The following is a 26688-nucleotide window of genomic DNA, read 5'->3' as shown; positions in this document are numbered from 1 at the left end:
TATGAGCAAGTTAAATCTAGATTTTAGTATAGTTGAAAAAGCTCGTGAATCAGCAAAAAATATAGCATTAGACACACAAGAATTTATAGATAAGCACACTACAGTAGCAGTTGAGAGAACTATACTTAGATTATTTGGTGTTGATGGTGTAGATGAGTTTGGTGTACCACTTCCAAACGTAGTTGTAGATAGTATAAAAAATTCAAATAACGGCTCTTTAGGTATGGGTGTTGCTTATTATATAGGTAATGCTATGATAAATACAGGTCTTACACCACAAGAAATAGCACAAAAAGTATCACAAGGAGAATTAGATTTATGTTCACTTAAAGAACATGATATATTTGATGTTAAACTTAAGATAAATGAAATAGCTATTGAGAGCACAAAACAAATAAAAGAAAATAGAAACAAAAGAGAAGAATTCTTAAATGAATATGGTGATAAAAAAGGACCTTATTTATATTTAATAGTTGCAACAGGAAATATACATGAAGATATAACTCAAGCAGTAGCTGCAGCTAAACAAGGTGCAGATATAATAGCAGTTATAAGAACAACTGGACAAAGTTTACTTGATTTTGTTCCATATGGAGCTACTACTGATGGATTTGGTGGAACATATGCAACAGGTGAAAACTTTAGATTAATGAGAGAAGCACTTGATAAAGTTGGTAAAGAACTTGGAAGATACATAAGACTTTGCAACTACTGTTCAGGATTATGTATGCCAGAAATAGCAGCACTTGGAGCACAAAATAGATTAGATGTTATGCTAAATGACGCTTTATATGGAATATTATTTAGAGATATAAATATGAAAAGAACAATGATAGATCAATACTTCTCAAGAATAATAAATGGATTTGCTGGAGTTATAATAAACACTGGTGAAGATAACTACTTAACAACAGCAGATGCAGTAGAAGAAGCGCATACTGTACTTGCATCTCAATTTATAAATGAACAATTTGCATTAGTTGCAGGGCTACCTGAAGAGCAAATGGGGCTTGGCCATGCTTTTGAAATAAGTCCTGATTTTGAAAATGGATTCTTATATGAATTAGCTCAAGCTCAAATGGCTAGAGAAATATTCCCAAAGGCACCTCTTAAGTATATGCCACCAACTAAGTTTATGACAGGTGATATATTTAAAGGTCAAGTACAAGATGCACTATTTAATATGGTAACTATAATGACAGGCCAAAAGTTACACTTATTAGGAATGCTTACAGAAGCAATACATACTCCATTTATATCAGATAGAGCAGTTTCAATAGATAATGCACAGTATATATTTAATACTATGAAAGATTTAGGAAGTGAAATAGAGTTTAAAAAAGATGGAATAATGTGTAAAAGGGTTGATGAAGTTTTAAATAATGCATATGATTTAATTTCTCAAATAGAAAAAGATGGATTATTCAAAACATTAGAACAAGGTAAGTTTGCAGGTATAAAAAGACCAATAGATGGTGGAAAAGGTCTTGATGGAGTTGTTATAAAAGAAGCTATGTATTTTAACCCATTTGTAGAGTTAATGCTAGAAAAAGAGTTAGTGTTAGGGGGGAACTGTTAATGAGCGGACTATATTCTATGGAAGCTAAGGAATACGATCAAAATCTTGATTTAAAAAACGTAAAGCCTTATGGAGACACATTAAATGATTCTAAAGTACAAGTAAGTTTTACATTACCTGTAAAAGATGATGAAAAAGGTATAGAAGCTGCAAAACTTACAGCTAAAAATATGGGGCTTGGTGATATAAATGTAGCACATCACAAAGCACTTGATAGCGAATTTACTTTCTATGTTGCATATGGAAGTTTAGAAAAAGGTGTAAACTACGAAGATATACATGTAGAAGTAGCACAAGAAGATACTATGGATAAGTATGAAATTGAAAGCTATATAAAAGAAAATATAAAAAGAGATGTAGTAGTAGTAGGTGCAAGTACAGGAACTGATGCACATACAGTTGGAATAGATGCAATAATGAATATGAAGGGTTATGCAGGAAACTATGGATTAGAAAGATACGAAGGAATAGAAGCTTACAATTTAGGAAGCCAGGTTCCAAACGAAGAATTTATAAAAAAAGCAGTAGAACTTAAAGCAGATGTATTATTAGTTTCTCAAACTGTAACGCAAAAGAATATTCATATAGAAAACCTAACTAATTTAGTAGAATTATTAGAAGCTGAAGGATTACGTGATAAAGTAGTACTTTTATGTGGTGGACCAAGAATAAGTCATGAACTTGCAAAAGAATTAGGTTATGATGCAGGATTTGGACCAGGTAAATTTGCTCAAGATGTAGGAAGTTTCTTTGTAGAAGAGTTAGTTAATAGAGATTTAGTATAATAAAAAAGGATTATATTAAGGGGGCCTATTCCGTCGTGAATATTATAGTAGGATTGTTTAAGTTTTCACCCGTATTTATGTTAGCAGGTTTAATGATGTCAGGTATGGATTGTTTAATGGCAGCACCAATAGCTACAATATATGCATTTATTGTAGCTTCAATAACAGATAAGTTGAAGTTTAATGATTTAGTAGATAGTGCAGTTGATAATGTAAAAGAGTTAAATTTAGTTTTCTTTATACTAATGCTTGCTTATGCTATGGCAGAAGCATTTATGGCTACAGGGGTTGGAGCTTCTATAGTTAATATAGCACTTTCCCTAGGTGTAACAGGTAAAACTATTGCAGTAGTTGCATTTATAGTTACTGGTGTACTTTCAGTAGCTACGGGAACTTCATGGGGAACTTTTGCAGCATGTGCTCCAATATTTTTATGGCTAAACCATATGGTTGGAGGAGATATATTATTAACAACTGCATCAATAGCTGGAGGAGCTTGCTTTGGAGACAATATAGGACTTATATCAGATACAACAGTTGTAAGTTCTGGTATACAGGGTGTTGAGGTAATAGATAGAATTAAATCTCAAGGTCCATGGTCTATAGTATGTCTAGTAATATCAATAATAATCATATATGTATTAGGTATATCACTGAAATTGCCATCAGAAACAGCAAACGCTGCACTAGCGATACAGCAAATACCTGCTCAAGTAATGGCTGACTTAGAAGTTGCAAGACCATCAGCAGTAGAGCTTTTAAATCAGGTGAAAACAGGCGTACCATATTATATGGCAATACCACTAATATTAGTTTTAGCAGTAGCTATTAAAGGATTACCTACACTAGTATGTTTAGGTGTTGGTATAGTATCATCATTAATATTTGGGTCTTTTGCGGGAACTGTAGACTCTTTACAAGGATTTTTAGATTTAATGATGAGTGGATTTGCAGATGCAGGTTCTTGGGTTATAGTAATGATGATGTGGGTAGGAGCATTCGGTGGAATAATGTCTAAGATGAGGGCTTTTGAACCATTATCAGATTTAGTTATGTACCTTGCTAGAAGTGTAAAACAATTAATGTTTATGAATGGTTTATTATGTTTAGTAGGAAATGCTGCACTTGCAGATGAAATGGCTCAAATTGTTACGGTAGGGCCTGTAACTAAAGAATTAGTAGAAAAGAATGTAGAGGGTAGTGAAGAAGATTTATACCAACTACGTTTAAGAAATGCTACTTTCTCTAGTTCTCTAGGAGTGTTTGGTTCTCAATTAATACCATGGCATGTTTATATAGGGTTCTATCTAGGAATATTATCAGCAGTGTATCCACTACATCAATTTGTAGCAGTTGATATAATAAAATACAACGTTATGGCATTTATTACAGTTGGGTCTATACTTATATTAACATTAACTGGGCTTGATAGATTTATTCCTAAATTTGGTCTACCAAGTGAGCCAAATATTAGATTGAAAAAAAATCAAAGAGAAGAACAAAAAAGAGAAGCTTAATCATATAAAATACCCTGGGTCTTAAAAACAGACTCGGGGTTATTTTTATATAAATTATACAATATGTTTAAGTATGGTAAAATATGTAATACAATTAAAATAAAAGGACAATTTAATTATTAAGCTTATGGGGTGATATGAAATGTTAAAAATGATCAATTTATCTACATATAATTACGATATGGAAAGATACAACAATAACTATGAAAATATAAATAAATTCTTAAAAAATTATAATATAGATGCAATAGAACTATTTGCACCATTAGGATATAGTGAAGAGTTAATACCTAAAAATAAAATAAAAGGAATACATTTAAAGCACTTTCCTACTTGGTTAGATTTTTGGAATGGAAATAAAAAAGGGACATTAGAAGATTTTGATAATGTAGAAAATATAATAAGCAATTTTGGTGGAGATAATAAAAAATCAATAATAAATCAGTATAAAGAGGAGATAAAAATAGCAGAAAGTCTAAATGCTGAATATGTAGTATTTCATGTAGCTAATGTAAAGCTAAAACATTGCTATAATTATAACTTTACATATACAGATAAAGATGTAATTGATGCAACTATTGAGTTAGTAAATGAAATATTTAAAGATTTAGATACAGATTTAACAATACTTTTTGAAAACTTATGGTGGCCAGGGCTTAGAATGACAGATAAAGAATTAGCAAAATATTTTATTGAAAATATAGAATACGAAAATAAAGGATTCATGTTAGATACAGGACATTTACTTAATACAAATTTAAATATAAGTACAGAAGAAGAAGGAATCGATTATTTATTAGACATTATAAATAATTTAGGTGAGTTAAAAAAATATATAAAAGGAATTCATTTAAGTAAGTCAATTTCTTCAAAATATGTTAAAAGTCAGATTCCAAAATATGAAAATTTACAAATGGATTATAATGAAATAATTAACGATATAGTTTTTCATATATTAAAGATAGATGAGCATAAACCATTTACAAATAAAAAGATAAAGACTGTAATAGATATAATAAGTCCAAAGTATTTAGTATATGAATTTATAACTACATCTTTGGATGAATTAAGTGATTTTATAAATATACAAGATAAAACTTTAAAATTATAATATGATTCTCAAAAAGCTAATACCATTAGAACTATTTTCAGTGGTATTAGCTTTTATTTTGTATAAAAATATATAATTTTAGTGGGGGTACAAAATTTTGCACAAAAAAGTTGACTGTTTTTAATCTTTTGTGCAAAATGGATATGTAGTATATTGATATTAAAGAAAGGCAAACAAAATGTACATTAACAAAAGATTAGAAGAAATTCTTAAAATACTAATAAAAAAAGATTATGCAACAACACAAGAAATTTCCAAAAAGCTCAATATATCAAAGAGGACAACCTACTATGACATAGAAAAACTAGAACACTATTTACGAATAAATTCAGTTGAGCTTAAAAACAAAAGAACTTTAGGATATTATTTAAGCAGCAAAGATAAAGAAAAAATAAGTAAATTGTTAAAGTATGCAAGTGAAGATTATATACTTTCTCCAAAAGAAAGGTACTTAAAAATAGTAATTTACATTCTTACATATAATGATAAGCTTACAATAGAAAAACTTTGTAATCTACTACAAGTAAGTAGAAATACAGTTTTGAATGACTTAAAAGATGCTAGAAGTTATATAAGTAAATATAAACTAAAAATTGAATCTTATAACGGTTATGAAATAAAAGGAGACCTAAAAGATAGAAGATATTTATTTATTAACTTATACAATAACTACAGCTATCTATTTAAAGAATGTGAGTTTTTAGAAGAATATAATGTATTAAAAGAAACTTTAGAAAGTATTAATCCAAATGTAGCAAAAGAAACATACATTAATTATTCGTTAAAGTATTTAACAAATATGTATAAACATTATTATAAAGATTTTGAAAGTTTAAGTTTCTCAGAGGATGAAATAAACTTTTTAGAATCATTAAATTGTAAGAATTTAGCAAACGATATCCTAGTAGAATTAAGAAAAGTGTTAAATAAAGATATAGCAGATAGTGAAATCTACTATATACAAATTTTTATTATTAGAGATAGTGAAATAAAAGAGTTTTTCAGTAAGCAATCAATAAAAGATAAATATATATATGAAATAAATATGATGGTTAGAGAATTTGAAAAGATATCTTGTATCTATATAGATGATTATAAAGAGCTTACAAATAATATATTTAATCATTTAGTACCATCCCTTTTTAGATTAAGATATGGTGTATATTATCCTAATCATATTAAGGAAGAAGTAAAAAATAAGTACAAATCAATATTTCAGTTTACTAAACAGATAGTAAAGAATGTGGAAGAAGTACTGGGATGTTTTTTTAATGATGATGAATTAGCATTCATATCAATGTATTTTGGTGGTTATGCAGTTAAAATGGGAGTTGAAATAAAAATTCCTAAAATAGTAATTGTATGTAACTCTGGAATGGCAACGTCACAATTATTAAAAAGTCAGATAAAAGATATCTTTGATTTAATAGAAATAAAAGATATTTTATCACTAGATGAGTTTAATAATTATGAAAAAAGTTATGACTTTGCTATAACAACTGTTGATATTTCAAAGGATAATGGAAATGTCATAAAAGTAAATCCAGTACTAAATAATTTAGATAAACAAAATCTAATATCTCAAATATCTAGCACTCAATCAAAATTTAACTTAGGTCAACAGATTGTAAAAAGAATAATGAATAGTGTAGAGAGATATTCTACAGTTACAAACAAAGATAAATTAAGAGAAGAAATTGAAAACATAATTTCATCAACTGAAGAAAAAAATGAAATTTATAAGGTTACATTAGCAGACCTTTTAAATAAAAATACAATCAGCTTAAATCAAGAAGCAAAAGATTGGAAAGATGCAATTAAAGTTAGCTCAAGAAGTTTAATAGAACTAGGTGTTATTGAAAAGTCTTATGTAAAGGCAAGGATTAGAAATATTGAAAATTTAGGGCCATACATAATAATTTTAGAAAATGTTGCTCTTCCTCACTCTAAACCAGAAAATGGTGCAAATAGGTTAGGAATTAGTTTAACTACATTTAAGGAAGAAATATGTTTTTCGGGTAATGAGAGACATAAAGCGAGAGTATTTATAGTTTTGGCACCGAAGGACAAAGAATCACACTTAAATGCGTTAGTATCTATTAATAAGATGTTGTCTAACAAAAGTAATTTAGAAAAAATATTAAATGCATCTTGTGAAAGTGAAGTTTTAGAAATAGTAAAACAATATTCTTAAGGATTGGAGGGAAATGTCATGATAGTAAAGGTATTAGATGAAGTAAATAGCTATGATGAAGCTATAAAAATATCTTGTGACATCTTAAAGGAAAGAAACTCAATAAATGATAATTACTTTGATGCAATAATAAATAAGATAGATGAGTTTGGGCCATATTTTTGCATGGCACCTAAATTGGCAATGCCTCATGCTAGACCAGAAGATGGAGCATTAGAAAATGATTTATGCCTACTAAAGTTAAATAAACCTGTTGATTTTTTAGGTAAAGATATAGAGTTATTTTTAACTTTAAGTGCTAAGGATAGCAATTCCCATTTAGAATTAATGCAAACAGTAGCTAGTATATGTATGGATGAAAACAAATTAAATAAAATATTAAATTCAAATAATGAAGAAGAGATAATGGAGGTAGTGTAAAATGAACAGAATAATGGCAGTATGTGGATCAGGATTAGGATCAAGCTTTATGGTAGAAATGAATGTAAACGAAATCTTAAATGAATTAGGTGTAAGTGGATTTGAAGTATCACATAATTCTTTAGCAGATGCAACTGCAGATCAAGCAGATATATTTATAACAGCTAGAGATTTAGAGCCAAGTGCTTCTCACTTACCAAACTTAATAGTATTAGATGCTTTATTTGATAAAGATGAATTAAAAGCTAAATTACAAGAAAAATTAGGATGCTAATAAATTAATACTGGTTAAATTAAATAATTTAACCAGTATTAAAGGAATAATATTATTTTTAATAGAGACTAATAAATAGTTTGGAGGGTCAAAAATGAACGGATTTTTAAAAGTATTAATTGATTTCGTATCTGAGCCAGCAGTTTTAATAGGTGTTATGGTTGTACTAGGGTTAGTACTTCAAAAGAAACCTATAGAAGATATAATAAAAGGTTCTTTAAAGGCAATGGTTGGTTTTGTTGTAATATCAGCAGCTGCTGGTGTTATAGTTGGCTCTCTTGAGCCGTTTGGTAAAATGTTTGAATATGGTTTTAATGTTCAAGGTGTAATACCAAATAATGAAGCAGTAGTTGCAATGGCTCTAGATAAGTATGGTACAGCAACAGCTCTAATAATGACATTTGGTATGATAGCTAATATGTTAATAGCGAGATTTACAAAGTTTAAATATATATTTTTAACAGGTCATCATACATTATTTATGGCTTGTATGATAGCGGTAATATTAGTTTCAGGTGGAATGAGTGGATTTAATTTAATATTCACAGGTTCTTTAGCATTAGGGTTAATAATGGTGCTTTCTCCAGCAATATGTCAACCTTTTATGAAAGCAATAACGAAAAATGATGCAGTAGCATTGGGACATTTCTCATCTACAGGATATGCATTAGCTGCGTTAGTAGGTAAAGCAGTAGGTAAAGGTTCTAAGTCTACAGAGGAAATGAAGGTTCCTAAATCTTTAAGCTTCTTAAGAGATTCTGCAGTATCTATATCTATAACAATGTTAGTTTTATATTTAATAGTTGCATTAGTTGCAGGAGCAGAGTTCGTTGAAACTACATTATCAGGTGGAAAGAACTTTATAGTTTACTCAATGATACAAGCATTAACATTTGCAGCAGGATTTATATTAATTCAAAATGGTGTTAGATTAGTTTTAAATGAAATAGTACCAGCATTTAAAGGTATCGCTGCAAAAGTAGTACCAAATTCAAAACCAGCACTAGACTGTCCAATAGTATTTCCATATGCACCAAATGCCGTATTAATAGGCTTTTTAAGTTCATTCTTAGGTGGAGTGGTGTCAATGCTTGCACTAGGAGCAATGGGTCTTACAATAATAATACCAGGCGTTGTACCTCATTTCTTCACAGGAGCAACAGCAGCAGTATTTGGTAACTCTACAGGAGGTAGAAGAGGGGCTATAGTTGGTTCATTCTTAAACGGTATAGTAGTATCACTGTTACCAGTAGTATTATTACCAGTACTTGGAGGATTAGGAATAGCAAACTCTACATTCTCAGATGCAGACTTTGGAGTTATGGGAGTATTCTTAGGTAGAATTCAAGAGTTTGTAGGTCAAGTAGGGCTTACAGGTATACTAATTGGTATTGTAGTAATATTAGTAGTTATAAGTAAAATTCCTAAAAAAACAATTGAAAATACAGATCAAGAAAAAACGGCTTAATAAAAATAAGGAGTCAAACATATGAAAATATTTATAGATACAGCAAATGTAGATGAAATAAAAGAAGCAGCAACATGGGGTATATTAGATGGTGTTACAACTAATCCTTCACTAATAGCTAAAGAAGGAAGAGATTTAAAAGAGGTAATAAATGAAATATGTTCTATAGTAGATGGACCAATAAGTGCTGAAGTAATAAGCTTAGAGTGTGATAAAATGGTAGAAGAAGCTTTAGAATTAGTAAAGTTACATAAAAATATAGTAATTAAGATACCAATGTGCATAGAAGGATTAAAGGCAGTTAGCATACTATCTCAAAAGGGAATAAAAACTAATGTAACTTTAATATTCTCATCTCAGCAAGCATTACTTGCGGCAAAATCAGGAGCTACTTATGTAAGTCCATTTGTTGGAAGATTAGATGATATAGGTATGGTTGGAACTGATTTAATAACTGAAGTTTCAGTTATGTTTAAAACTCATAACATAAATACAGAAATAATATCAGCAAGTATTAGAAATCCAATACATGCATCACGTTGTGCATTAGCAGGTTCGGATATTGCTACTATACCATTTGGCGTATTAAAGCAAATGGCTAAGCATCCTTTAACTGATATAGGGATAGAAAAGTTTTTAGCTGATTATAAAAATATGTAATTAAAAATATTACTTTATAAAAAAGATGACCTATATATTGAACTTGGTCATCTTTTTTATTTTCAGAATAAATCTAATGTAGAAAATACTACAATATCACTTAAAGGTAATACAGTGCAGTATGTAGTATAAATATAGATAGTTTATTATAGGGGGAAAAATATAAATGAAGATTAAGGAGAATTGGGTAGATAATAAAGGCTTAAAAATACATTATATTGACAATGAATTAAAGGATACTAATAAAACGCCGTTATTAATTTGTCCAGGATTATCAGAGTCTTGTGATGATTATATAAATATTATAGAAAATATGAATGATAGAAGATGTGTAGCACTATCATTTAGAGGAAGAGGAAAAAGCGACTCAACAGATAAAGGATATACTTTAAAAGATCATGTTGATGATATAAATTCAGTAGTAAATGAATTAGGATTAAGTAACTTTTGTATTATGGGATACTCAAGAGGTGTATCATATGCATTAGGATATTCTATTTTAAATTCTAATTTATTAAAAGGTCTAATAATTGGAGAATATCCAGCAGAGCATAAAAAAATGCCTAATGGATGGGCAAAAGAGTCGATTAAGTTTTATAATACGCATTGTGAATCAATATCTATTAAATATGAAAATTTAAAAAGTATAGAAAAAGATTCAAAGCAAATTTATTTTAAAGAAGAATTAAATAAAATTAACTGCCCATTTTTATTATTAAAAGGTGAACAGGAAGAAACCTTATTATCTAGAGAAGATATACTAACTTACATAGGGCATATAAATAGTAAGAGTATTAGAATAGAGAGTTTTGAAAAAGCAGGTCATGATATAAAATGTGATGACTTTACAGGTCTTATGAAAGTGATAAATGAATTTTTAGAATCAATAGATTAAAACATACTAGTGAGATATTTATAAAATAAATAATAGCAAAACTGATTAATTGACTTTGATATTGATGAATGATATTCTTTGTATATAATATTAAGCGAAATTAAAGCTAGATGGAGGAAGCAATATGCGTCAGTGCATGGATTCAGATAATATACACAGAAGAATTAAAAAAGTAATAGGTCAATTAAATGCTATAGACAATATGGTTGATGAGGATATACCTTGTGAAGATATTTTAATGCAAATAAATGCAGTAAAAAGTGCGGTTCATAAAGTTGGACAAATAGTATTAGAGGGGCATATAAGCCATTGTGTAAAAGATGGATTAGAACATGGTGACCATGAAAAAACAATTAAAGAATTTTCAAAAGCAATAGAGCATTTCTCAAGACTTAAGTAATTTTTAGGCAGTCAAATTTGACTGCTTTTTTTATTGTAAAAGTTTACATTTTATATAAGTTATAAATTTTAAAGAGTGTGATTAATTTAACTAGTTAAATTAATTTTTATTGACAAATAGTATGGATAATACTACCATGTACCTATACCCCTATGGGTATAAAAGGAGGTAGAATATGAAATTATTAATAAAAAATGAAATCAATAAAGAGATTTTAATACTAGTAGTTTCTGCTATATCACTAGTTATTAGCTTCTTAGATTTAATTCCATCACCAATTGATTTTTCATGGGTTGCAGTTATATTATGTGGCTTTCCAATATTTAAGGGTGCAGTTACTGGTATTTTAACTGATTTTAATATAAAAGCAGGAGTACTTGTATCTATAGCATTAATTGCATCTATATTTATTGGAGAAGTATTTGCAGCTGGAGAAGTAGCATTTATAATGGCACTTGGAGAGATGTTAGAAGAATATACTCTTTCAAAGGCTAAAAAAGGAATTGAGAAATTAATAAATTTAACACCAACTACAGCTAGAGTTATAAAAAAAGGAATTGAAAGTGTTATTGATTCTAAAGATGTAGTTGTAAATGATATTATAAAAGTTTTGCCGGGAGAAACTATTCCAGTAGATGGTGTATTGATAAATGGGGAAACGTCTATAGACCAATCTGTTATGACAGGGGAATCAATGCCTGTTGATAAAAGAGTAAATGATGAAGTATTTAGTGGAACAGTAAATTTATTTGGTGCATTTGATATGAAAGCAACTAAAATAGGTGAAAATAGTTCACTTCAAAAGATGATACGTTTAGTAAAATCAGCTGATGCTAGTAAAGCTAAGATAGTAGGAATGGCTGATAAATGGGCTACTTGGATAGTAATTATTGCTTTAGTTTCAGCAGTATTAACGTGGTTTGTAACGGGTGAGTTAATACGTTCTGTAACAATACTAGTTGTATTTTGTCCTTGTTCTTTAGTATTAGCAACTCCAACAGCTATAATGGCTGGTATAGGAAATGCTACAAAGTTTGGTATATTAATTAAAGAAGGAGATGCTTTAGAAAGATTATCTAAAGTTAAAAAAATTACTTTTGATAAAACAGGTACATTAACTTATGGAAAGCCTAAAGTTACAAGAGTACATTCTTTTGATAAAAACATAGATGAAAATGAACTATTAAGATTAGTATCTAGTGTTGAAAGATACTCTGAACATCCACTTGGAAAAGCTATATTATCTCACTATAAGTCAATACTCGAGGACAGCTTATATGAAGCAACTAACTTTAAAATGGCAATAGGTAAAGGTGTTTATGCAAATATAGATAATGAGAAAATATTAGCTGGTAATAAAAAATTATTAGAAGAACATAACTTAACTTTATCTAATGAACAAGAAAAAGTAATTAAGGCTTACATAGAAAAAGGAAGTACAATTATATTTGCTGCAAAAAATAATGATATAAAAGGATTTATAGTACTTGAAGATATAATTAGAGATAATGCAAAAGATATGATAGAAAGTATTAAGAAATTAGGCAAAACGAGTATATTACTTACAGGAGATAACAAGCAAACTGCTGAAAATATAGCTAATATATCTAAAATAGATGATGTATATCCAGAGTGTTTACCAAAAGATAAATTAGACATAATTGATAAATTGCAAAATAATAATGAACAAGTTTGTATGGTAGGTGATGGTGTTAATGATGCACCAGCACTAAAGAAATCATATGTTGGAATTGCAATGGGAGGAATAGGGAGTGATATTGCAGTTGAAGCTGCAGATATAGCTCTTGTAGGAGAGGATATAAAGTATATACCTCATTTATTAGAGTTAGCTAAAAAAACAATGAATACTGTAAATATTAACATAGTTATATCTATGGTATTAAACTTTTTATCAATAATACTTGCTATGTTTGGAGTATTAGACCCTATATTAGGAGCATTAGTTCATAATATAGGTTCAGTAGTTGTCATTATACATTCAGCTTTATTACTAAAATGGAAAAGTAATAAGCTAAATAATATATATGACAATAATAAAATCACTTATAATAAAAATGATTTTATTAAAGAGAGTATAGAACAGGTAAATATATAATAAAAATAGGGATAATAGTATTATCCCTATTTTTATTCTTCTCCAAGAATATTAAATCCATATCCAAAAAGCAATTCATTAATTTCTATAATACCAAGTTTTTTATTTATACAAAATATAATAACACTGTCTCTTGGAACTTTAGCATAAAGTTCACCAACATTACCAAGTTTTAAAGCTTTATTACTTTCTTCTAAGTTGAAATTAGCTCCAATGCAAAGTTGTAAAATTTTATCACGGCTAGGTTTTTTATCACCTCTTAAAATCTCATATCCATAAGTTCTATCTATGTCAGCGTTTTTAATAACAGTACTTTTGCTAAGACTTTTAGCTTTAAATAAATTCTCAAAGTACTTATGTAGACTTAAATCATTTGAGCCTGTTAACTTATTTGAAATATAGTCATCTAAATTTGACTCACTATCTATATTTTTTAATAAGCTCATAAGCTCAACAGTTTTAATATCATTCATACTAGTATTTCACCTCTTCTATTAATATGATATAATTTTAAGGTTATAAAATCAATAAGTAAGAGGTGTAAAATAATTGAATTTAGATATAGAGTATAAGTTGTCTTTATATGAAGAATTAAAATCAATATATAAGAGTAAAAAAGTAGAAATATTTTTAGTGCAAAATTTACAAGATGACAAAATATATATAAAAAAAGAATTAAAAGAATATACAAAAGAAGTATATGAAGGGCTAAAAAATATAGAAAGTATAAATATGCCTAGAGTTTATGAAATATTTGAATTAGATGAAAAATTAATACTAATTGAAGAGTTTATAAATGGGGATAATTTACAAACTATTTTAGAAAAAAATAATAAATTAGATGAACAAGTTGTTATAAAATATATTATTTCATTATGTGATATATTAAGCAAAATACATAACCTAAATCCTCCTATAATTCATAGAGATATAAAGCCATCAAATATTATTATAAATAATGACAACATATTAAAACTTATAGATTTTGATATTGCAAGAACTTATAAAGATGGTGAAAATTTAGATACTACACTTTTAGGAACTAAGGGGTATGCTTCGCCTGAACAATTTGGATTTGATCAAACTGATTGTAGAAGTGATATATATGCAATAGGTATAATGATGAATGTACTAACTACAGGTAAGCATATAAAAGAAGAAGAGAATAATGGGATTTTAAAAAATATAATAAAAAAATGTACTAATATATCAGCAGATAAAAGGTACCAAACTGTAGAAGAATTAAGAAAAGATTTAGAAACGAAAATTTATAAAAAAGAAATTGAAATTAAAAGTAAAAAAGAATATAAAGAAGAAAAAATACTAAAATATATTCCTGGATTTAGAAGAGGAAATATTATATTTATGATATTAGCAAGTGCTTGGTATTTATTTTTATTAATTGGTCTATTTATCCACAAAAATACTGCTGAACTTATTACAAATATACTAGTGGTTATTACTCTTTTATCTATATATTTAATATATACAAATTTCTTAAACATCAAAGAAAAATTACCTATAATAAGAAGTAATAAAAAAATTACAAAAATATTTGGGTATTGGTTATATACAATAGTAATATTTCTTTTATGTGGAGGATTAATGACTCTATTTGAATAAATTTTTACTTGTATGCTACCAGCATACCAACCTTTATATGATGGAATATATAATAAAATCATAATAAGAAATCATTTATGGAGGTTGAGTATGAAAAAAATAATATTAGGAATAGTTATAGGATTTGTAGTTATTATAGGAGGATGTGTAGCATTTTTAGGAGCTGGTGTATCTAGTGTAGATAATGCTATTAACGATGTTGAAAAGCAAACTGCCAAAGTGGATTCTAAATTAGAAGAAATGACAAAGGATATAAAATGGGAAGTTAAAAAAGACTCATTTAGCACTAAGATAGTAGGAACATTTGAAAATACTAGTGATGAAACAATAGATTATGTTCAGTTTGATTATAAGTTAATGGATAAAGATGGCACAGTTATTGAAAGTTCATTCACTAATGAAACAGACGTTGCACCTAAAGAAAAAAGAAAAATAGAAATACTTTGTATAGAAAATAATTTTGATACTTATACAATAACTTCAAAATCAAGTGCCTTTTAGTAAAGCACTAAACAATACCCCTTAAAATACTATTTTAAGGGGTATTTTTATATAAATTTAAAAGTATGCACTTTTTAGTAACCAGTTACTTAAAAGTGCATACTTTTAAAGATATTAATTTTAGCATATTATTTTATGGGTAAATATATATTTTAACTATATTAAAATATATAAAAGTATGTACAAGGAGGCGAATATGACATTAATAAAAGAAATACTTAATTTATACGTAGATAAATCAGATTTTTTTATAGAGTTAATAGGTCAACATCTTGCTATTTCATTAATAGCAGTATTAATAGCATCAATAATAGGAATTAGTTTAGGGATTATAATATCTGAAAATGAAAAATTAGCATCACCAATAATAGGTATTACTAACTTTTTATATACAATACCATCGATTGCGATATTAGGATTTTTAGTTTCTATCTCTGGGGTGGGGAATACAACTGCCATTATAACTCTTATAATATATGCGTTACTTCCAATGGTAACAAGTACGCATACCGGGATAAAAAACATAGACGAAAGAACTATAGAATCAGCAGTTGGAATGGGAAGTACAAAATTTCAAATTTTATATAAGATAAAATTACCTCTTGCACTTCCTGTAATTTTTTCAGGATTTAGAAATATGGTAATAATGACTATAGCTTTAGGTGGTATTGCATCATTTATAGGTGCAGGAGGCTTAGGTGTTGCCATATGGAGAGGTATAACAACTAACAACTCTGCAATGACAATGGCAGGAAGTTTATTAATTGCACTTATTGCATTAGTAACTGATACTATATTAAGAAAGTTTGAAAAATATATAAACTATAGAGTTACAGGAAAAAGAACAAAAATATTAAAAATAAACAATACAATAAAAAAATATATAAAGCCTATAGTTATAGTAATAATTGTTATTCTTATAGTTTTAGTATCAATATTTGTACCAAAGATATTTAAAAAAGATAAAAAGATAGTTATTGCATCAAAGCCAATGACAGAACAATATATTTTAACTGAAATATTGGCTCAATTAATTGAAGAAAAAACAGATATAAATGTTGAGATAAAGAAAGGTATTGGTGGAGGAACAGCGAATATTCATCCAGCTATGATAAAAGGGGAAATAGACATGTATCCTGAATATACTGGAACATCATGGGAGTATATTCTTAAGAAAAAATCAAGAATAGAAGACCCAATTAAACTTTATGAAGAAGTGAAAAAAGGATATAAAGAAAATTATGACCTTAATTGGTTAGGGCTATATGGCTATAACAGCACATATGCCATAGTAATAAATAAAGATATAGCAGATAAATATAATATAAATACTTATTCAGATTTAGCTAAAGTAAGTGATAAGTTAGTATTTGGTGCAGAGTATGATTTCTTTGAGAGAGAAGATGGATATAATGCACTAGCTAAAGAATATGGGTTTAAATTTAAAAATAAATTAGACTTAGATATTGGATTAAAATATCAAGGTCTAGAATCAAAGAAAGTTGATGTTATAAATGCTTCAACAACAGATGCAAAACTTAAAGATGATCAATATAAAGTTTTAATAGATGATAAAGGATTTTTCCCAAGTTATTTAGCAGGTACTGTTATAAGGGAGGAAACACTTAAAGATTATCCGGAAATTAAAGAGATAATAAAATTACTAGATAATAATATAAAAGAAGAAGATATAGTTAAAATGAATTATGAAGTAGAAGTAGATAAAAAGGATGATAACACAGTAGCAAGAGAATTTTTAGTAAATAAAGGATTAGTAAAGTAGGTGAAAATATGACTAATAAACCAATAATAACTTTTAAAAATGTATGTAAAAGATATGATGAAAAAGAAGTATTATCAGATTTTAACTTAGACATACACAAGGGAGAGTTTGTAACAGTAATAGGTAGTTCAGGAAGTGGTAAAACAACTACACTAAAGTTAATAAATGGACTGTTAAAGGCAGATAAAGGTGAAATCATAGTAAAAGGTGAAAATATAAATACTACAGATATTATAAAGTTAAGAAGGAATATAGGATATGTAATACAAGATATAGGTCTATTTCCACATATGACAGTAGAAAAAAATATATCTTATGTACTTGATTTAGAGAAAAATGATAAAAATAAAATATCAACTAAAGTTAATGAACTAATAGACATAGTAGAACTTGATAAAGATTTACTATATAGATATCCAAGTGAGCTAAGTGGTGGTCAAAAACAGCGTGTAGGTATTGCAAGAGCACTAGCTTCAGACCCTGAAATAATACTTATGGATGAACCTTTTGGTGCAGTAGATGAGATAACTAGAAAGTCTCTACAAGATGAACTACTAAAAATACAAACAAAGCTAAATAAAACTATATTTTTTATTACCCATGATATAAAAGAAGCTTTTAAATTAGGAAGCAAAGTAGTAATTATGGATAATGGAAAAATAGTTCAATATGGTAATGAAGAAGATATAATAAAAAATCCAAATAGTGACTTTGTAAAAAATTTAGTAAGTAGTGTAGTTTAAAAATATTTATTAAATAATTTAAAAATCCCTCTAGTGAATAAATTACTAGAGGGATTTTTATATTGAAGGAAATTATATTTTATCTGGTTTGTAGGTCGTTTGAGCCACGTGTGGGCGAACCACTTGAGCGACATGAATTTTGTTATACAAAAAGTATAACAAATATAATAAAAATTATTGCACAAAATATATAGTTGTTATATATTATATATAACAACTATATTTTGGAGGAGATAAAATGTTAAAGTTAGTAAATGTTTCTAAGTCGTACAAAAATAAGTTAGCGATAGATAATATATCCCTAGAAATAAATAAAGGAGAAATATTTGGATTTATAGGTCACAATGGAGCAGGTAAAACAACAACAATTAAAGCAATAGTTGGAATACATGACTTTGAAAAAGGGGATATATTAATAAACTCACACTCTATAAAAACAAATCCGATAGAATGTAAACAAGATATAGCATATATACCAGACAACCCAGATCTTTACGAATCTCTTACAGGAATACAATATCTTAATTTTATAGCAGATATATTTAAAGTAGATAGAGTTAAAAGACAAAGCTTAATACAAAAGTACTCTAGGGAATTTGAAATAGAAAAAGATTTAGGAAGTTTAATATCATCATATTCACATGGTATGAAACAAAAATTAGCAATAATATCAGCATTAATACACAGTCCAAAAATATTAATACTTGATGAACCATTTGTAGGACTTGATCCTAAGGCTTCATTTACAGTAAAAGAAATAATGAAAGATTTTTGCAAAAACGGAGGATGTATATTCTTCTCAACGCATGTATTAGAAGTAGCTGAAAAGATATGCGATAAAATAGCAATAATTAAAGGTGGGAAAATAATATCATCTGGAACTACATCTGAGGTAAAAGGAGATAATTCTCTTGAAAATATGTTTATGGAGTTGATTGAACATGAGTAATTTACTTTTATTATTAAATACAAATATAATCAATGAATTCAAATTAAATAATATAAAAAATGCTGATAAAAAAGAAAAGAATAAAATATTAGGGACTACAATGTTGATTTTATTTTCAATAGGAATACTTGCATATTATATATTTAAAATGTGTTTTTTAGTTTCAGATATTTTAATACAAATAAATCAAATGGAGCTATTACTAGCAATTGGATTTTTAGGGTCAACATTATTTACCCTTTTTACATCAATTTATAAGGCACCATCATATTTATTTAATGCGAAAGATTTTGATATGTTAACTAGCCTTCCTATAAAAGACTCAACTGTATTAAGTAGTAAAGTACTTATGCTACTTTTTACAAACTATTTATACTCATTAGGAGTTATGCTAATACCAGCTATAGTGTATTTTATAAAGGTTGACATTAGTGCAATTTACTTTATATATTTAGTATTATTAATGTTAATGATGCCTTTAATACCAATAGTTATATCTTCTATTATTTCATTTTTTATAGGTGGTATTTCATCAAAGTTTAAATATAAAAATGCAGTTTTAATAATTGGAAGTATATTATTACTTATAGCATATATGGGTGTTGCCACTCAAATAGAATCTATAGGTATGAATATATTAAATAATAGCAAAGGAATAATAGATGGAATTAGTAGTATATATCCACCTACTTATTATTTTATAGATTCATTAAAAAATAGCAATTTAATATCTTTAGTAATATTTTTATTAATATCTTTAGTATCATTTTTATTATTTATTAAGATATTTTCTAAAAAATTTAAAGATATAAATGCTAAAATGAATGAAAGCTATAAAGATAAGGCTTATGAAGTAAAAGAGCTTAAACACTCTTCACCAACAGTGGCTCTTATGAAAAAAGAGATAAGTAGATATTTTTCATCTTATATATATGTACTAAATACATCTGTTGGAATGATACTTTTGACTTTAATGACAATTGGTATTTTAGTATTTGGTGCTGACAAAATAAATATGATACTCAATCTTAATATAGATATGAATATGATAAAACCTCAAATAATAGTTGGTATCTTATTTATAATAATTATGTCTTGTACAACTTACTGTTCTATATCATTTGAAGGTAAGAATTTATGGATATTAAAATCATCTCCAATTAAAGAAACTGATATATTTAAAGCAAAGATATATATGAATTTACTTTTAAATATTCCAATACCTGTTATATGCTTTTTACTTTTAGGACTTAAGTTAAAATTTGATTTAGGTTTTATAGCCATAATGACACTTACAATAATAGCTATGTCTATACTTGTTTCATTATCAGGACTATTTGCAAATTTACATTTTCCAAATTTAGATTGGAAAAATGAAGTAGCGGTAGTAAAAAGAAGTATAGGTATAATGATAGTACTATTTGGAGGTATGATTTATTTAGGTATATATGTAGGAATTTATTTTATTTTAAATATAAATAATTTAAATATATATTTATTAATAGGAACAATCATAACTTTAGTATTAGATTATATACTTTATAATCTGATAAAAACTAAAGGAGTAAAGCTCTTCAAAAATATTTAAGTATAGAGTATTAAGTAATAAATTTTTAAAATAATATGAAAAATGTAAATAAAACAAATATTTAGTTGACATATGCACATTAACCTAATACAATTTACTTGAAATCAAATAAAATAATTTTTAACAGCGAAACCATGAAGGTTTTAGGTTTATTTTTAGACTTAAAATCTTCTTTTTTTGTGTAAAAATTATAATTTTTTAATTTAATCAACATTAACAAGGGGGATAAAGGGATGAAATTAAAAAAGTTTTTAGCTATGTCTTTGACAGTAGTTATGACGACATCTTTACTAGTTGGATGTTCTAGTACAAAACAAGAAAGTAAAGGGAAAAATAGCACTAAGGTAAATTCAAGAAAAGAAAATAATGAATTAGTAGTATCAGTTGGTTCAGAGCCTGAAGGGTTAGATCCAACAACTGGGGGACACCATGCAGTAACTAGAGTATTTTTTAGTACTTTACTTACTAGAGACAAGGATATGAAAATAAAAAATGACCTTGCAACAGAATATAGTGTAAGTGATGATAAATTAACATGGACTGTAAAAATAAGAGATGACGCAAAATTTACAAATGGAAGTAAATTAATAGCAGAAGACGTGGTATACACTTTTGAAACAGCAGGTAAGTCAGCATCTGTTGTAGATTTAACAGCAGTAGAAAGTATAAAAGCAATTGATGAATATACTGTAGAGTTTAAGTTAAAAGAGCCACAATCTACATTTGTTAATAAATTAATAAATATAGGTATAGTGCCAAAAGATTTACATGATGATAAATATGCTACAAACCCTGTAACTTCAGGGCCATACAAATTTGTTCAATGGGATAAAGGTCAACAAATAATAGTTGAAGCTAATGAAGATTACTATGGAGAAAAGCCAAGTATTAAAAAGCTTACAATGTTATTTTTAGATAGTGATGCAGCACTTGCAGCTTTAAAATCTGATGAAGTAGATATGGCTTCAATACCAGCTTCTTTTGCAGATCAAAAGATAGATGGAAAAGTATTAAGAGAAGTTGATAGTATTGAAAACTTAGGTATTACTTTCCCAACTGTAAAGAGTGGTAAAAAGACTGAAGATAAAAATCCAATAGGAAATGACGTAACTAGTGACTTAGCTATACGTCAAGCAATAAACTATGGAATTGACAGAAATGAATTAGTTGAAGGGGTATTATCAGGATACGGTACACCATCATATGTAGGGTTAGAATCTATGCCTTGGTATAACAGCGAGGTTGAAATAAAAGATGGTGATATAGAAAAAGCTAAGAAAATATTAGCTGATGGTGGATGGAAAGATAGTGATAATGACGGAATAGTTGAAAAGAATGGATTAAAAGCTGAATTCAAATTATGTTATATAATGGAAACAAAGCATAGACAAGAAATGGCATTAGCAGTTAGCGAAAAATTAAAAGAAATAGGAATAAATGCAATACCAGAAGCTAGAACTTGGGATAACGCTATGGAAATACTACACTCTCAACCAGTTATATTAGGTTGGGGAGAACACGATCCAGCTTTAATATTCCAATTATTCCACAGCAAAAACTCAGGTGTAGATTGGTATAACACAGGATTTTATAAAAATGAAAAAGTTGATGAGTATATAAATAAAGCAATGACAAGTAAAACAGAAGAAGAAGCTTTAGAGTTTTGGAAAAAAGCTCAATGGGATGGTGAGACTGGTATAGCACCAGCTGGTGATGCACCATGGGCGTGGTTAACAAATGTAAACCACTTATTTATAATGAATAAAGATTTAGATATAGGAACTCCTAAACCACAACCACATGGTGGGGCTATCCTTGAAAATATAACAGAGTGGAAATGGAAATAAATTTAAGGGGGAAAATAAATGGCTAAAAAAGAAAGTATAGGTTTATTTGCAGGCAAAAAAATATTTAGATTGATAACTTTATTAACTGCACTATGCATTCTTACATTTATCCTGATGGAGGCATCTCCAATTGACCCTATAAGAGCGTATGTGGGAGCAGACTTGTCTGTAACTCCAGAGCAAAAATTAAAAATAGCAGAATATTGGGGGCTTAATGCCCCCCCTTTAGAAAGGTTTACTAATTGGTTTAGTTCACTAGCTCAAGGAGACTTTGGTACTTCTTTAATATTTAGAAGACCTGTTATAGAAGTTATAGGAGAAAGATTTATTGCATCTCTTGGGCTAATGGTTGTAGCATGGATACTTTCTGGGGTATTAGGGTTTATTTTAGGAATTATATCAGGTGTTAATGAAGGAAAAATCGTAGATAAATTTATAAAAGGATATTGTTATATATTAATATCAACGCCAACATTTTGGCTAGGATTGCTTTTACTTATGGTATTTGCAGTAAACTTAAAATTATTTCCTATAGGTCTAGGCGTTCCAATAGGAGTTCTAAGTGATGAAGTTACAATGTTTAGTATGATAAAACATATGATACTTCCAGCTATGACTTTATCTATACTAGGTGTCGCAAATATTTGTCTACATACAAGAGAAAAAGTTATCGAAATATTACAAAGCGAATATATATTGTTTGCAAAGGCAAGAGGAGAAAGTACTAAAAAAATAGTATTCAATCATGTTATAAGAAATGTGGCGCTTCCAGCTATAACTCTTCAATTTTTATCTTTTAGTGAATTATTTGCTGGAACTATATTTGCAGAACAGGTATTTTCATATCCAGGACTTGGTCAGGCTACAGTTGACGCAGGGTTAAAAGGAGATTTACCACTTCTTATGGGAATTGTCATTATAAGTGCAATATTTGTTTTTAGCGGAAATTTAATAGCAGATTTATTATATAAAGTAGTAGATCCAAGGATTAAGGAGGGATACAAAATATGATGGAAGAAGCAGCAAAAGTTAAAAATCCTCCTATAATTCAAGAAAATAAAAAAATTACATTTGGAGCTAGAGAAAGAACTATATCTATAATAGCATTTTGTGCTCTAGTAATATTAACAACACTTATAATGGGTAGCAATATTAGTGATACGGATTTAGCAGTAAACTTTTCTCAAAAGAACTTAGCGCCAAGTATAAACCATTTATTTGGTACTGATTGGATGGGAAGAGATATGTTTGCAAGAACTATAAAAGGAATAACTTTAAGTATAAAAATAGGACTATTATCTAGTTTGCTTAGTGGAATAATGGCATTAATACTTGGCCTTATGTCTGCTACTTGTGGTAAGGTAGTTGACTCTATCATAAGTTGGTTTGTAGACTTAGTTTTAAGTGTACCTCATATATTATTAATAATATTAATATGTTTTGCAGTAGGTGGGGGACTTAAAGGAGTAGTAATAGGGGTATCACTTACTCACTGGCCATCTTTAGCAAGACTAATAAGGTCTGAAGTAATGCAAATAAAATCTTCAGAGTATGTAAAGATATCAAAAAACTTTGGAAAATCAAATATATACATAGCAAAGAAACATATATTACCACATATATTACCTCAGTTATTGGTGGGAACTCTTTTAATATTTCCTCATGCAGTACTTCATGAAGCATCTATAACATTTTTAGGTTTTGGATTATCACCTCATGAACCAGCAATAGGAATAATATTATCAGAATCTATGAAATATCTATCAACTGGATATTGGTGGTTAGCATTTTTCCCAGGATTAGTGCTGCTTATAGCATCTATGATGGTAGATACAACAGGTCAAAACTTAAGAAAGCTTATAGACCCTAAAACAGCTTATAAATAAAAAATTCGCGCTGCTCATAGCGCCAACGATGTGGCACTTGCTATCGACTTGGTAAAATCCGTTGCTAAAGATTCACTTCGTTCATAGCGCCAACGATGTGATACTCGCTATCGCTTCGATCAAATCCGTTGCTAAAGATTCACCATTAAGTTAATAGATGTATTAAAATAAAATTATATAGAATATGTTGGATAGAACTTTTTAAAGGTGGCGTTTAAAATTAATAAAAAAATAGATTTCACTAAACCACAAAAACTTTCAGAGGTTTTGTGTATCCTAGTTATGATATTTTTATTTGGATATTTAATTCTTAACTGGAATGAAATACCTGATGAAATACCATCTCACTATAATGCATTAGGTGAAGCTGATGGATGGGGTAGTAAAGCATCTATGTTAATCCTTCCTATGATTGGTGGATTTTTATATTTAGTAATTACACTTTTATCATTTATGCCTTATGCATGGAATATACCTATTAAAGTTAATGAAAATAACTATATTAAGGTATATCAAAGTACAAGAAGTATTATCTGTTACACTAAACTAATAATGTTAAGTACATTCACTTATATTGCAATATGTTCAGCAAAAGGTATTAATATTGGAACATGGTTTACATTTATATTTCTAGCGTTGACCTTTGGAGTAATAATTGTATTTACTCTAAATATTTTTAGATATAAAGATAAATCAAAACTATAATATCTACCCAGCATATTCTAATTAAATTAATAATAAATCCTAAATAATTTATATAAATGAAAGTAGGTTAGTATTTCCATGAAAGAAAGTATAAAGCCAATATTACAAGTAAAAAACTTAGGAGTTTCTTTTTCTCAATATACAAAAGGCCTTAGAAGACGTGAATTAAATGTAATAACAGGGCTTGATTTAGAACTTTATGAAGGTGAAATAACTGCTGTTGTAGGCTCAAGTGGTTCGGGTAAAAGCTTACTAGCACATGCTATACTTGGAATACTTCCTCATAACTCCAGTACTCAAGGGAAAATAATTTATAAAGATAAAGTTTTAAAAAAAAAGATAAGATGAATTTAAGAGGAAAAGAAATAGTATTAATACCTCAGTCAGTAAACTATTTAGATCCTCTTATGAAAGTATCTAACCAAGTAAAAATTTCAATAGAAGAAAAAGAAAAAGCAAACAAAATACAGAGAAATGTATTTAAAAAGTATAATCTAGATGAAAAAGTTGATAAACTATATCCGTTTCAACTGTCAGGTGGTATGGCTAGAAAAGTATTACTATCAACAGCTCTTGTTTCAAATAGTAAAGTTATAATAGCTGATGAACCAACTCCAGGACTTGATGAAAAATCATTAAATGAAGCACTTTCTCATTTTAGAGAAATTGCAGATAGTGGATCAGCAGTGCTTATGATAACTCACGATATAAATGCAGCTTTAAAAGTAGCAGATAAAATAGCAGTATTTTATGCAGGAACTACACTTGAAGTAGCAAGTGCAAAAGATTTTAAGGGAAACGGTGAAAACTTAAGACATCCTTATTCAAAAGCTTTATGGAATGCACTTCCTCAAAATGAATTTAAGCCAATAAAAGGATCTCAACCTCTTCCAAATGAACTGCCTAAAGGATGTTTATTTAATAATAGATGCGAGAAATCAACTAATGAGTGCTTTGAAGTTAGACCTAAAGCTAAAATCGTAAGAGATGGGATGGTGAGATGTATACATGCAACTTAGAGCCGAAAAAGTAAGTTTTAAATATAATGATGAAGATGATTTTATATTAAAGGATGTAGATTTTACTGTAAATGAAGGTGAGATTGTTGGATTAGTTGCCCCTAGTGGATATGGTAAAACTACACTTGCAAAAATACTAGCAGGGTACCAAAATCCGAATAAAGGTAAAGTGGTATTAGATGGTGGTAAAAATAATGGATATAACCAAGTTCAATTAATATTTCAACATCCAGAAAAAGCAGTAAACCCTAAATGGAAAATGAAAGATATATTAAATGAAGCATATACACCTTCAAAAGAGTTATTAAATTCTATAGGAATAGAAGATGAATGGTTAAATAGATGGCCAAATGAATTATCTGGTGGAGAGTTACAAAGATTTTGTGTTGTAAGAGCATTATCACCTCAGACGAAGTTTTTAATAGCTGATGAGATGACAACAATGCTTGATGCAATAACTCAAGCTCAAATATTAAATGTTGTACTTGATATTGTTAGAAAGCAAAATATAGGACTTGTAGTAATAAGTCACGAAAAATCAATATTAGACAAAATATGCGATAGATTTGTTGATTTAACTAAGTTTCAAAAATAATAAAATTAATATATTTATAAATAAAAACAT

The 26688-nt window shown here is 28.2% G+C and carries 26 protein-coding genes; 25 read left to right on the top strand and 1 reads right to left on the bottom strand.

Annotated features, from left to right (window positions below; translation table 11 throughout):
- The first annotated feature begins 1 nt into the window (after window position 1).
- The 12 genes from kamD to BN899_RS08680 all read left to right on the top strand — a co-directional run bounded on the left by kamD (window position 2) and on the right by BN899_RS08680 (window position 13419).
- Window positions 2-1579, top strand: coding sequence for a lysine 5,6-aminomutase subunit alpha (gene kamD / locus BN899_RS08735; RefSeq protein ID WP_042274703.1), 1578 nt, complete (start codon window positions 2-4; stop codon window positions 1577-1579).
- Window positions 1579-2364: a lysine 5,6-aminomutase subunit beta gene (gene kamE / locus BN899_RS08730; protein WP_042274701.1), complete on the top strand. Its 786-nt coding sequence runs from the start codon at window positions 1579-1581 to the stop codon at window positions 2362-2364. Before kamD ends, kamE begins: the two co-directional genes overlap by 1 nt.
- Before the next feature lie 35 nt (window positions 2365-2399).
- Entirely contained in the window at window positions 2400-3881 is a 1482-nt protein-coding gene (locus BN899_RS08725) for a Na+/H+ antiporter NhaC family protein (RefSeq protein ID WP_242824130.1), read from the top strand.
- A gap of 142 nt (window positions 3882-4023) precedes the next feature.
- The gene (locus BN899_RS08720) at window positions 4024-4992 is read left to right on the top strand and encodes a TIM barrel protein (RefSeq protein ID WP_042274699.1); all 969 of its coding nucleotides are present in this window, start codon (window positions 4024-4026) and stop codon (window positions 4990-4992) included.
- Between the two features lie 178 nt (window positions 4993-5170).
- Entirely contained in the window at window positions 5171-7186 is a 2016-nt protein-coding gene (locus BN899_RS08715; RefSeq protein ID WP_042274698.1) for a BglG family transcription antiterminator, read from the top strand.
- Between the two features lie 18 nt (window positions 7187-7204).
- On the top strand, window positions 7205-7606 hold the full coding sequence (locus BN899_RS08710; RefSeq protein ID WP_042274697.1) for a PTS sugar transporter subunit IIA: 402 nt from the start codon (window positions 7205-7207) through the stop codon (window positions 7604-7606).
- A 1-nt stretch (window position 7607) separates the two neighbouring features.
- Window positions 7608-7880 (top strand): PTS sugar transporter subunit IIB, encoded by a 273-nt coding sequence (locus BN899_RS08705; protein ID WP_042274696.1) that lies wholly within the window; start codon window positions 7608-7610, stop codon window positions 7878-7880.
- Window positions 7881-7974: 94 nt separating this feature from the next.
- Complete coding sequence (locus tag BN899_RS08700; RefSeq protein WP_042274695.1) at window positions 7975-9348, top strand: PTS ascorbate transporter subunit IIC; 1374 nt, start codon at window positions 7975-7977, stop codon at window positions 9346-9348.
- A 21-nt stretch (window positions 9349-9369) separates the two neighbouring features.
- Entirely contained in the window at window positions 9370-10008 is a 639-nt protein-coding gene (gene fsa / locus BN899_RS08695) for a fructose-6-phosphate aldolase (RefSeq protein ID WP_042274693.1), read from the top strand.
- A 166-nt stretch (window positions 10009-10174) separates the two neighbouring features.
- Window positions 10175-10903 (top strand): alpha/beta fold hydrolase, encoded by a 729-nt coding sequence (locus BN899_RS08690; protein ID WP_042274692.1) that lies wholly within the window; start codon window positions 10175-10177, stop codon window positions 10901-10903.
- 124 nt (window positions 10904-11027) lie between these two features.
- The gene (locus BN899_RS08685) at window positions 11028-11303 is read left to right on the top strand and encodes a metal-sensing transcriptional repressor (RefSeq protein WP_042274691.1); all 276 of its coding nucleotides are present in this window, start codon (window positions 11028-11030) and stop codon (window positions 11301-11303) included.
- 175 nt (window positions 11304-11478) lie between these two features.
- Window positions 11479-13419 (top strand): heavy metal translocating P-type ATPase, encoded by a 1941-nt coding sequence (locus tag BN899_RS08680; protein WP_042274690.1) that lies wholly within the window; start codon window positions 11479-11481, stop codon window positions 13417-13419.
- A gap of 32 nt (window positions 13420-13451) precedes the next feature.
- Here the strand turns inward: BN899_RS08680 and BN899_RS08675 are convergent, their stop codons facing one another.
- Window positions 13452-13892: a hypothetical protein gene (locus tag BN899_RS08675; RefSeq protein ID WP_042274689.1), complete on the bottom strand. Its 441-nt coding sequence runs from the start codon at window positions 13890-13892 to the stop codon at window positions 13452-13454.
- 76 nt (window positions 13893-13968) lie between these two features.
- Between BN899_RS08675 and BN899_RS08670 the strand changes: the two genes are divergently transcribed.
- From BN899_RS08670 to BN899_RS08615, 13 genes are all read left to right on the top strand, one after another.
- A complete protein-coding gene (locus BN899_RS08670; RefSeq protein WP_042274686.1) occupies window positions 13969-15042 on the top strand; it encodes a protein kinase domain-containing protein in 1074 nt (357 codons plus the stop codon).
- A gap of 90 nt (window positions 15043-15132) precedes the next feature.
- Window positions 15133-15543: an FxLYD domain-containing protein gene (locus BN899_RS08665; protein WP_042274684.1), complete on the top strand. Its 411-nt coding sequence runs from the start codon at window positions 15133-15135 to the stop codon at window positions 15541-15543.
- Between the two features lie 196 nt (window positions 15544-15739).
- Window positions 15740-17326: an ABC transporter permease/substrate-binding protein gene (locus BN899_RS08660; RefSeq protein WP_042274683.1), complete on the top strand. Its 1587-nt coding sequence runs from the start codon at window positions 15740-15742 to the stop codon at window positions 17324-17326.
- 8 nt (window positions 17327-17334) lie between these two features.
- Window positions 17335-18069, top strand: coding sequence for an ABC transporter ATP-binding protein (locus tag BN899_RS08655; RefSeq protein ID WP_042274682.1), 735 nt, complete (start codon window positions 17335-17337; stop codon window positions 18067-18069).
- Window positions 18070-18307: 238 nt separating this feature from the next.
- Window positions 18308-19018: an ABC transporter ATP-binding protein gene (locus BN899_RS08650; RefSeq protein WP_042274681.1), complete on the top strand. Its 711-nt coding sequence runs from the start codon at window positions 18308-18310 to the stop codon at window positions 19016-19018.
- Window positions 19011-20606, top strand: a complete 1596-nt coding sequence (locus BN899_RS08645) for a hypothetical protein (RefSeq protein WP_042274680.1) — start codon at window positions 19011-19013, stop codon at window positions 20604-20606. The genes BN899_RS08650 and BN899_RS08645 overlap by 8 nt, the downstream gene beginning before the upstream one ends.
- A gap of 233 nt (window positions 20607-20839) precedes the next feature.
- Entirely contained in the window at window positions 20840-22453 is a 1614-nt protein-coding gene (locus BN899_RS08640; RefSeq protein ID WP_042274678.1) for an ABC transporter substrate-binding protein, read from the top strand.
- A gap of 18 nt (window positions 22454-22471) precedes the next feature.
- On the top strand, window positions 22472-23464 hold the full coding sequence (locus BN899_RS08635) for an ABC transporter permease (protein ID WP_042274676.1): 993 nt from the start codon (window positions 22472-22474) through the stop codon (window positions 23462-23464).
- Window positions 23461-24339 carry an ABC transporter permease gene (locus tag BN899_RS08630; RefSeq protein WP_242824129.1) on the top strand — a complete coding sequence of 293 codons (879 nt, stop codon included), beginning with the start codon at window positions 23461-23463 and terminating at the stop codon, window positions 24337-24339. The genes BN899_RS08635 and BN899_RS08630 overlap by 4 nt, the downstream gene beginning before the upstream one ends.
- 282 nt (window positions 24340-24621) lie before the next feature.
- Window positions 24622-25044 carry a DUF1648 domain-containing protein gene (locus BN899_RS08625; protein ID WP_052356759.1) on the top strand — a complete coding sequence of 141 codons (423 nt, stop codon included), beginning with the start codon at window positions 24622-24624 and terminating at the stop codon, window positions 25042-25044.
- A 78-nt stretch (window positions 25045-25122) separates the two neighbouring features.
- The gene (locus BN899_RS20480) at window positions 25123-25392 is read left to right on the top strand and encodes an ATP-binding cassette domain-containing protein (protein WP_330362504.1); all 270 of its coding nucleotides are present in this window, start codon (window positions 25123-25125) and stop codon (window positions 25390-25392) included.
- Window positions 25389-26063, top strand: coding sequence for an oligopeptide/dipeptide ABC transporter ATP-binding protein (locus tag BN899_RS08620; protein WP_330362503.1), 675 nt, complete (start codon window positions 25389-25391; stop codon window positions 26061-26063). Before BN899_RS20480 ends, BN899_RS08620 begins: the two co-directional genes overlap by 4 nt.
- Window positions 26053-26658: an ABC transporter ATP-binding protein gene (locus BN899_RS08615; protein ID WP_042274674.1), complete on the top strand. Its 606-nt coding sequence runs from the start codon at window positions 26053-26055 to the stop codon at window positions 26656-26658. Before BN899_RS08620 ends, BN899_RS08615 begins: the two co-directional genes overlap by 11 nt.
- The last annotated feature ends 30 nt before the right edge of the window (window positions 26659-26688 follow it).

Source organism: Faecalimicrobium dakarense (assembly GCF_000499525.1).
GTDB classification, from domain to species: Bacteria; Bacillota; Clostridia; order Peptostreptococcales; family Peptostreptococcaceae; genus Faecalimicrobium; species Faecalimicrobium dakarense.
The sequence above is the reverse complement of the archived record's forward strand: the minus strand, read 5'-3'. Positions and strand labels throughout refer to the sequence as shown.

What these genes read in the sequence shown, in the direction of transcription:
- BN899_RS08685 (WP_042274691.1), top strand. Translation starts at nt 11,028, where the DNA reads ATGCGTCAGTGCATGGATTCAGATAATATACACAGAAGAATTAAAAAA.
- BN899_RS08635 (WP_042274676.1), top strand. Translation starts at nt 22,472, where the DNA reads ATGGCTAAAAAAGAAAGTATAGGTTTATTTGCAGGCAAAAAAATATTT.
- kamD (WP_042274703.1), top strand. Translation starts at nt 2, where the DNA reads ATGAGCAAGTTAAATCTAGATTTTAGTATAGTTGAAAAAGCTCGTGAA.
- BN899_RS08660 (WP_042274683.1), top strand. Translation starts at nt 15,740, where the DNA reads ATGACATTAATAAAAGAAATACTTAATTTATACGTAGATAAATCAGAT.
- BN899_RS08655 (WP_042274682.1), top strand. Translation starts at nt 17,335, where the DNA reads ATGACTAATAAACCAATAATAACTTTTAAAAATGTATGTAAAAGATAT.
- BN899_RS08705 (WP_042274696.1), top strand. Translation starts at nt 7,608, where the DNA reads ATGAACAGAATAATGGCAGTATGTGGATCAGGATTAGGATCAAGCTTT.
- BN899_RS08640 (WP_042274678.1), top strand. Translation starts at nt 20,840, where the DNA reads ATGAAATTAAAAAAGTTTTTAGCTATGTCTTTGACAGTAGTTATGACG.
- BN899_RS08645 (WP_042274680.1), top strand. Translation starts at nt 19,011, where the DNA reads ATGAGTAATTTACTTTTATTATTAAATACAAATATAATCAATGAATTC.
- BN899_RS08710 (WP_042274697.1), top strand. Translation starts at nt 7,205, where the DNA reads ATGATAGTAAAGGTATTAGATGAAGTAAATAGCTATGATGAAGCTATA.
- BN899_RS08720 (WP_042274699.1), top strand. Translation starts at nt 4,024, where the DNA reads ATGTTAAAAATGATCAATTTATCTACATATAATTACGATATGGAAAGA.
- BN899_RS08675 (WP_042274689.1), bottom strand. Translation starts at nt 13,892, where the DNA reads ATGAATGATATTAAAACTGTTGAGCTTATGAGCTTATTAAAAAATATA.
- BN899_RS20480 (WP_330362504.1), top strand. Translation starts at nt 25,123, where the DNA reads ATGAAAGAAAGTATAAAGCCAATATTACAAGTAAAAAACTTAGGAGTT.
- fsa (WP_042274693.1), top strand. Translation starts at nt 9,370, where the DNA reads ATGAAAATATTTATAGATACAGCAAATGTAGATGAAATAAAAGAAGCA.
- BN899_RS08690 (WP_042274692.1), top strand. Translation starts at nt 10,175, where the DNA reads ATGAAGATTAAGGAGAATTGGGTAGATAATAAAGGCTTAAAAATACAT.
- BN899_RS08680 (WP_042274690.1), top strand. Translation starts at nt 11,479, where the DNA reads ATGAAATTATTAATAAAAAATGAAATCAATAAAGAGATTTTAATACTA.
- BN899_RS08620 (WP_330362503.1), top strand. Translation starts at nt 25,389, where the DNA reads ATGAATTTAAGAGGAAAAGAAATAGTATTAATACCTCAGTCAGTAAAC.
- BN899_RS08715 (WP_042274698.1), top strand. Translation starts at nt 5,171, where the DNA reads ATGTACATTAACAAAAGATTAGAAGAAATTCTTAAAATACTAATAAAA.
- BN899_RS08650 (WP_042274681.1), top strand. Translation starts at nt 18,308, where the DNA reads ATGTTAAAGTTAGTAAATGTTTCTAAGTCGTACAAAAATAAGTTAGCG.
- BN899_RS08615 (WP_042274674.1), top strand. Translation starts at nt 26,053, where the DNA reads ATGCAACTTAGAGCCGAAAAAGTAAGTTTTAAATATAATGATGAAGAT.
- BN899_RS08630 (WP_242824129.1), top strand. Translation starts at nt 23,461, where the DNA reads ATGATGGAAGAAGCAGCAAAAGTTAAAAATCCTCCTATAATTCAAGAA.
- BN899_RS08625 (WP_052356759.1), top strand. Translation starts at nt 24,622, where the DNA reads ATGATATTTTTATTTGGATATTTAATTCTTAACTGGAATGAAATACCT.
- BN899_RS08665 (WP_042274684.1), top strand. Translation starts at nt 15,133, where the DNA reads ATGAAAAAAATAATATTAGGAATAGTTATAGGATTTGTAGTTATTATA.
- kamE (WP_042274701.1), top strand. Translation starts at nt 1,579, where the DNA reads ATGAGCGGACTATATTCTATGGAAGCTAAGGAATACGATCAAAATCTT.
- BN899_RS08700 (WP_042274695.1), top strand. Translation starts at nt 7,975, where the DNA reads ATGAACGGATTTTTAAAAGTATTAATTGATTTCGTATCTGAGCCAGCA.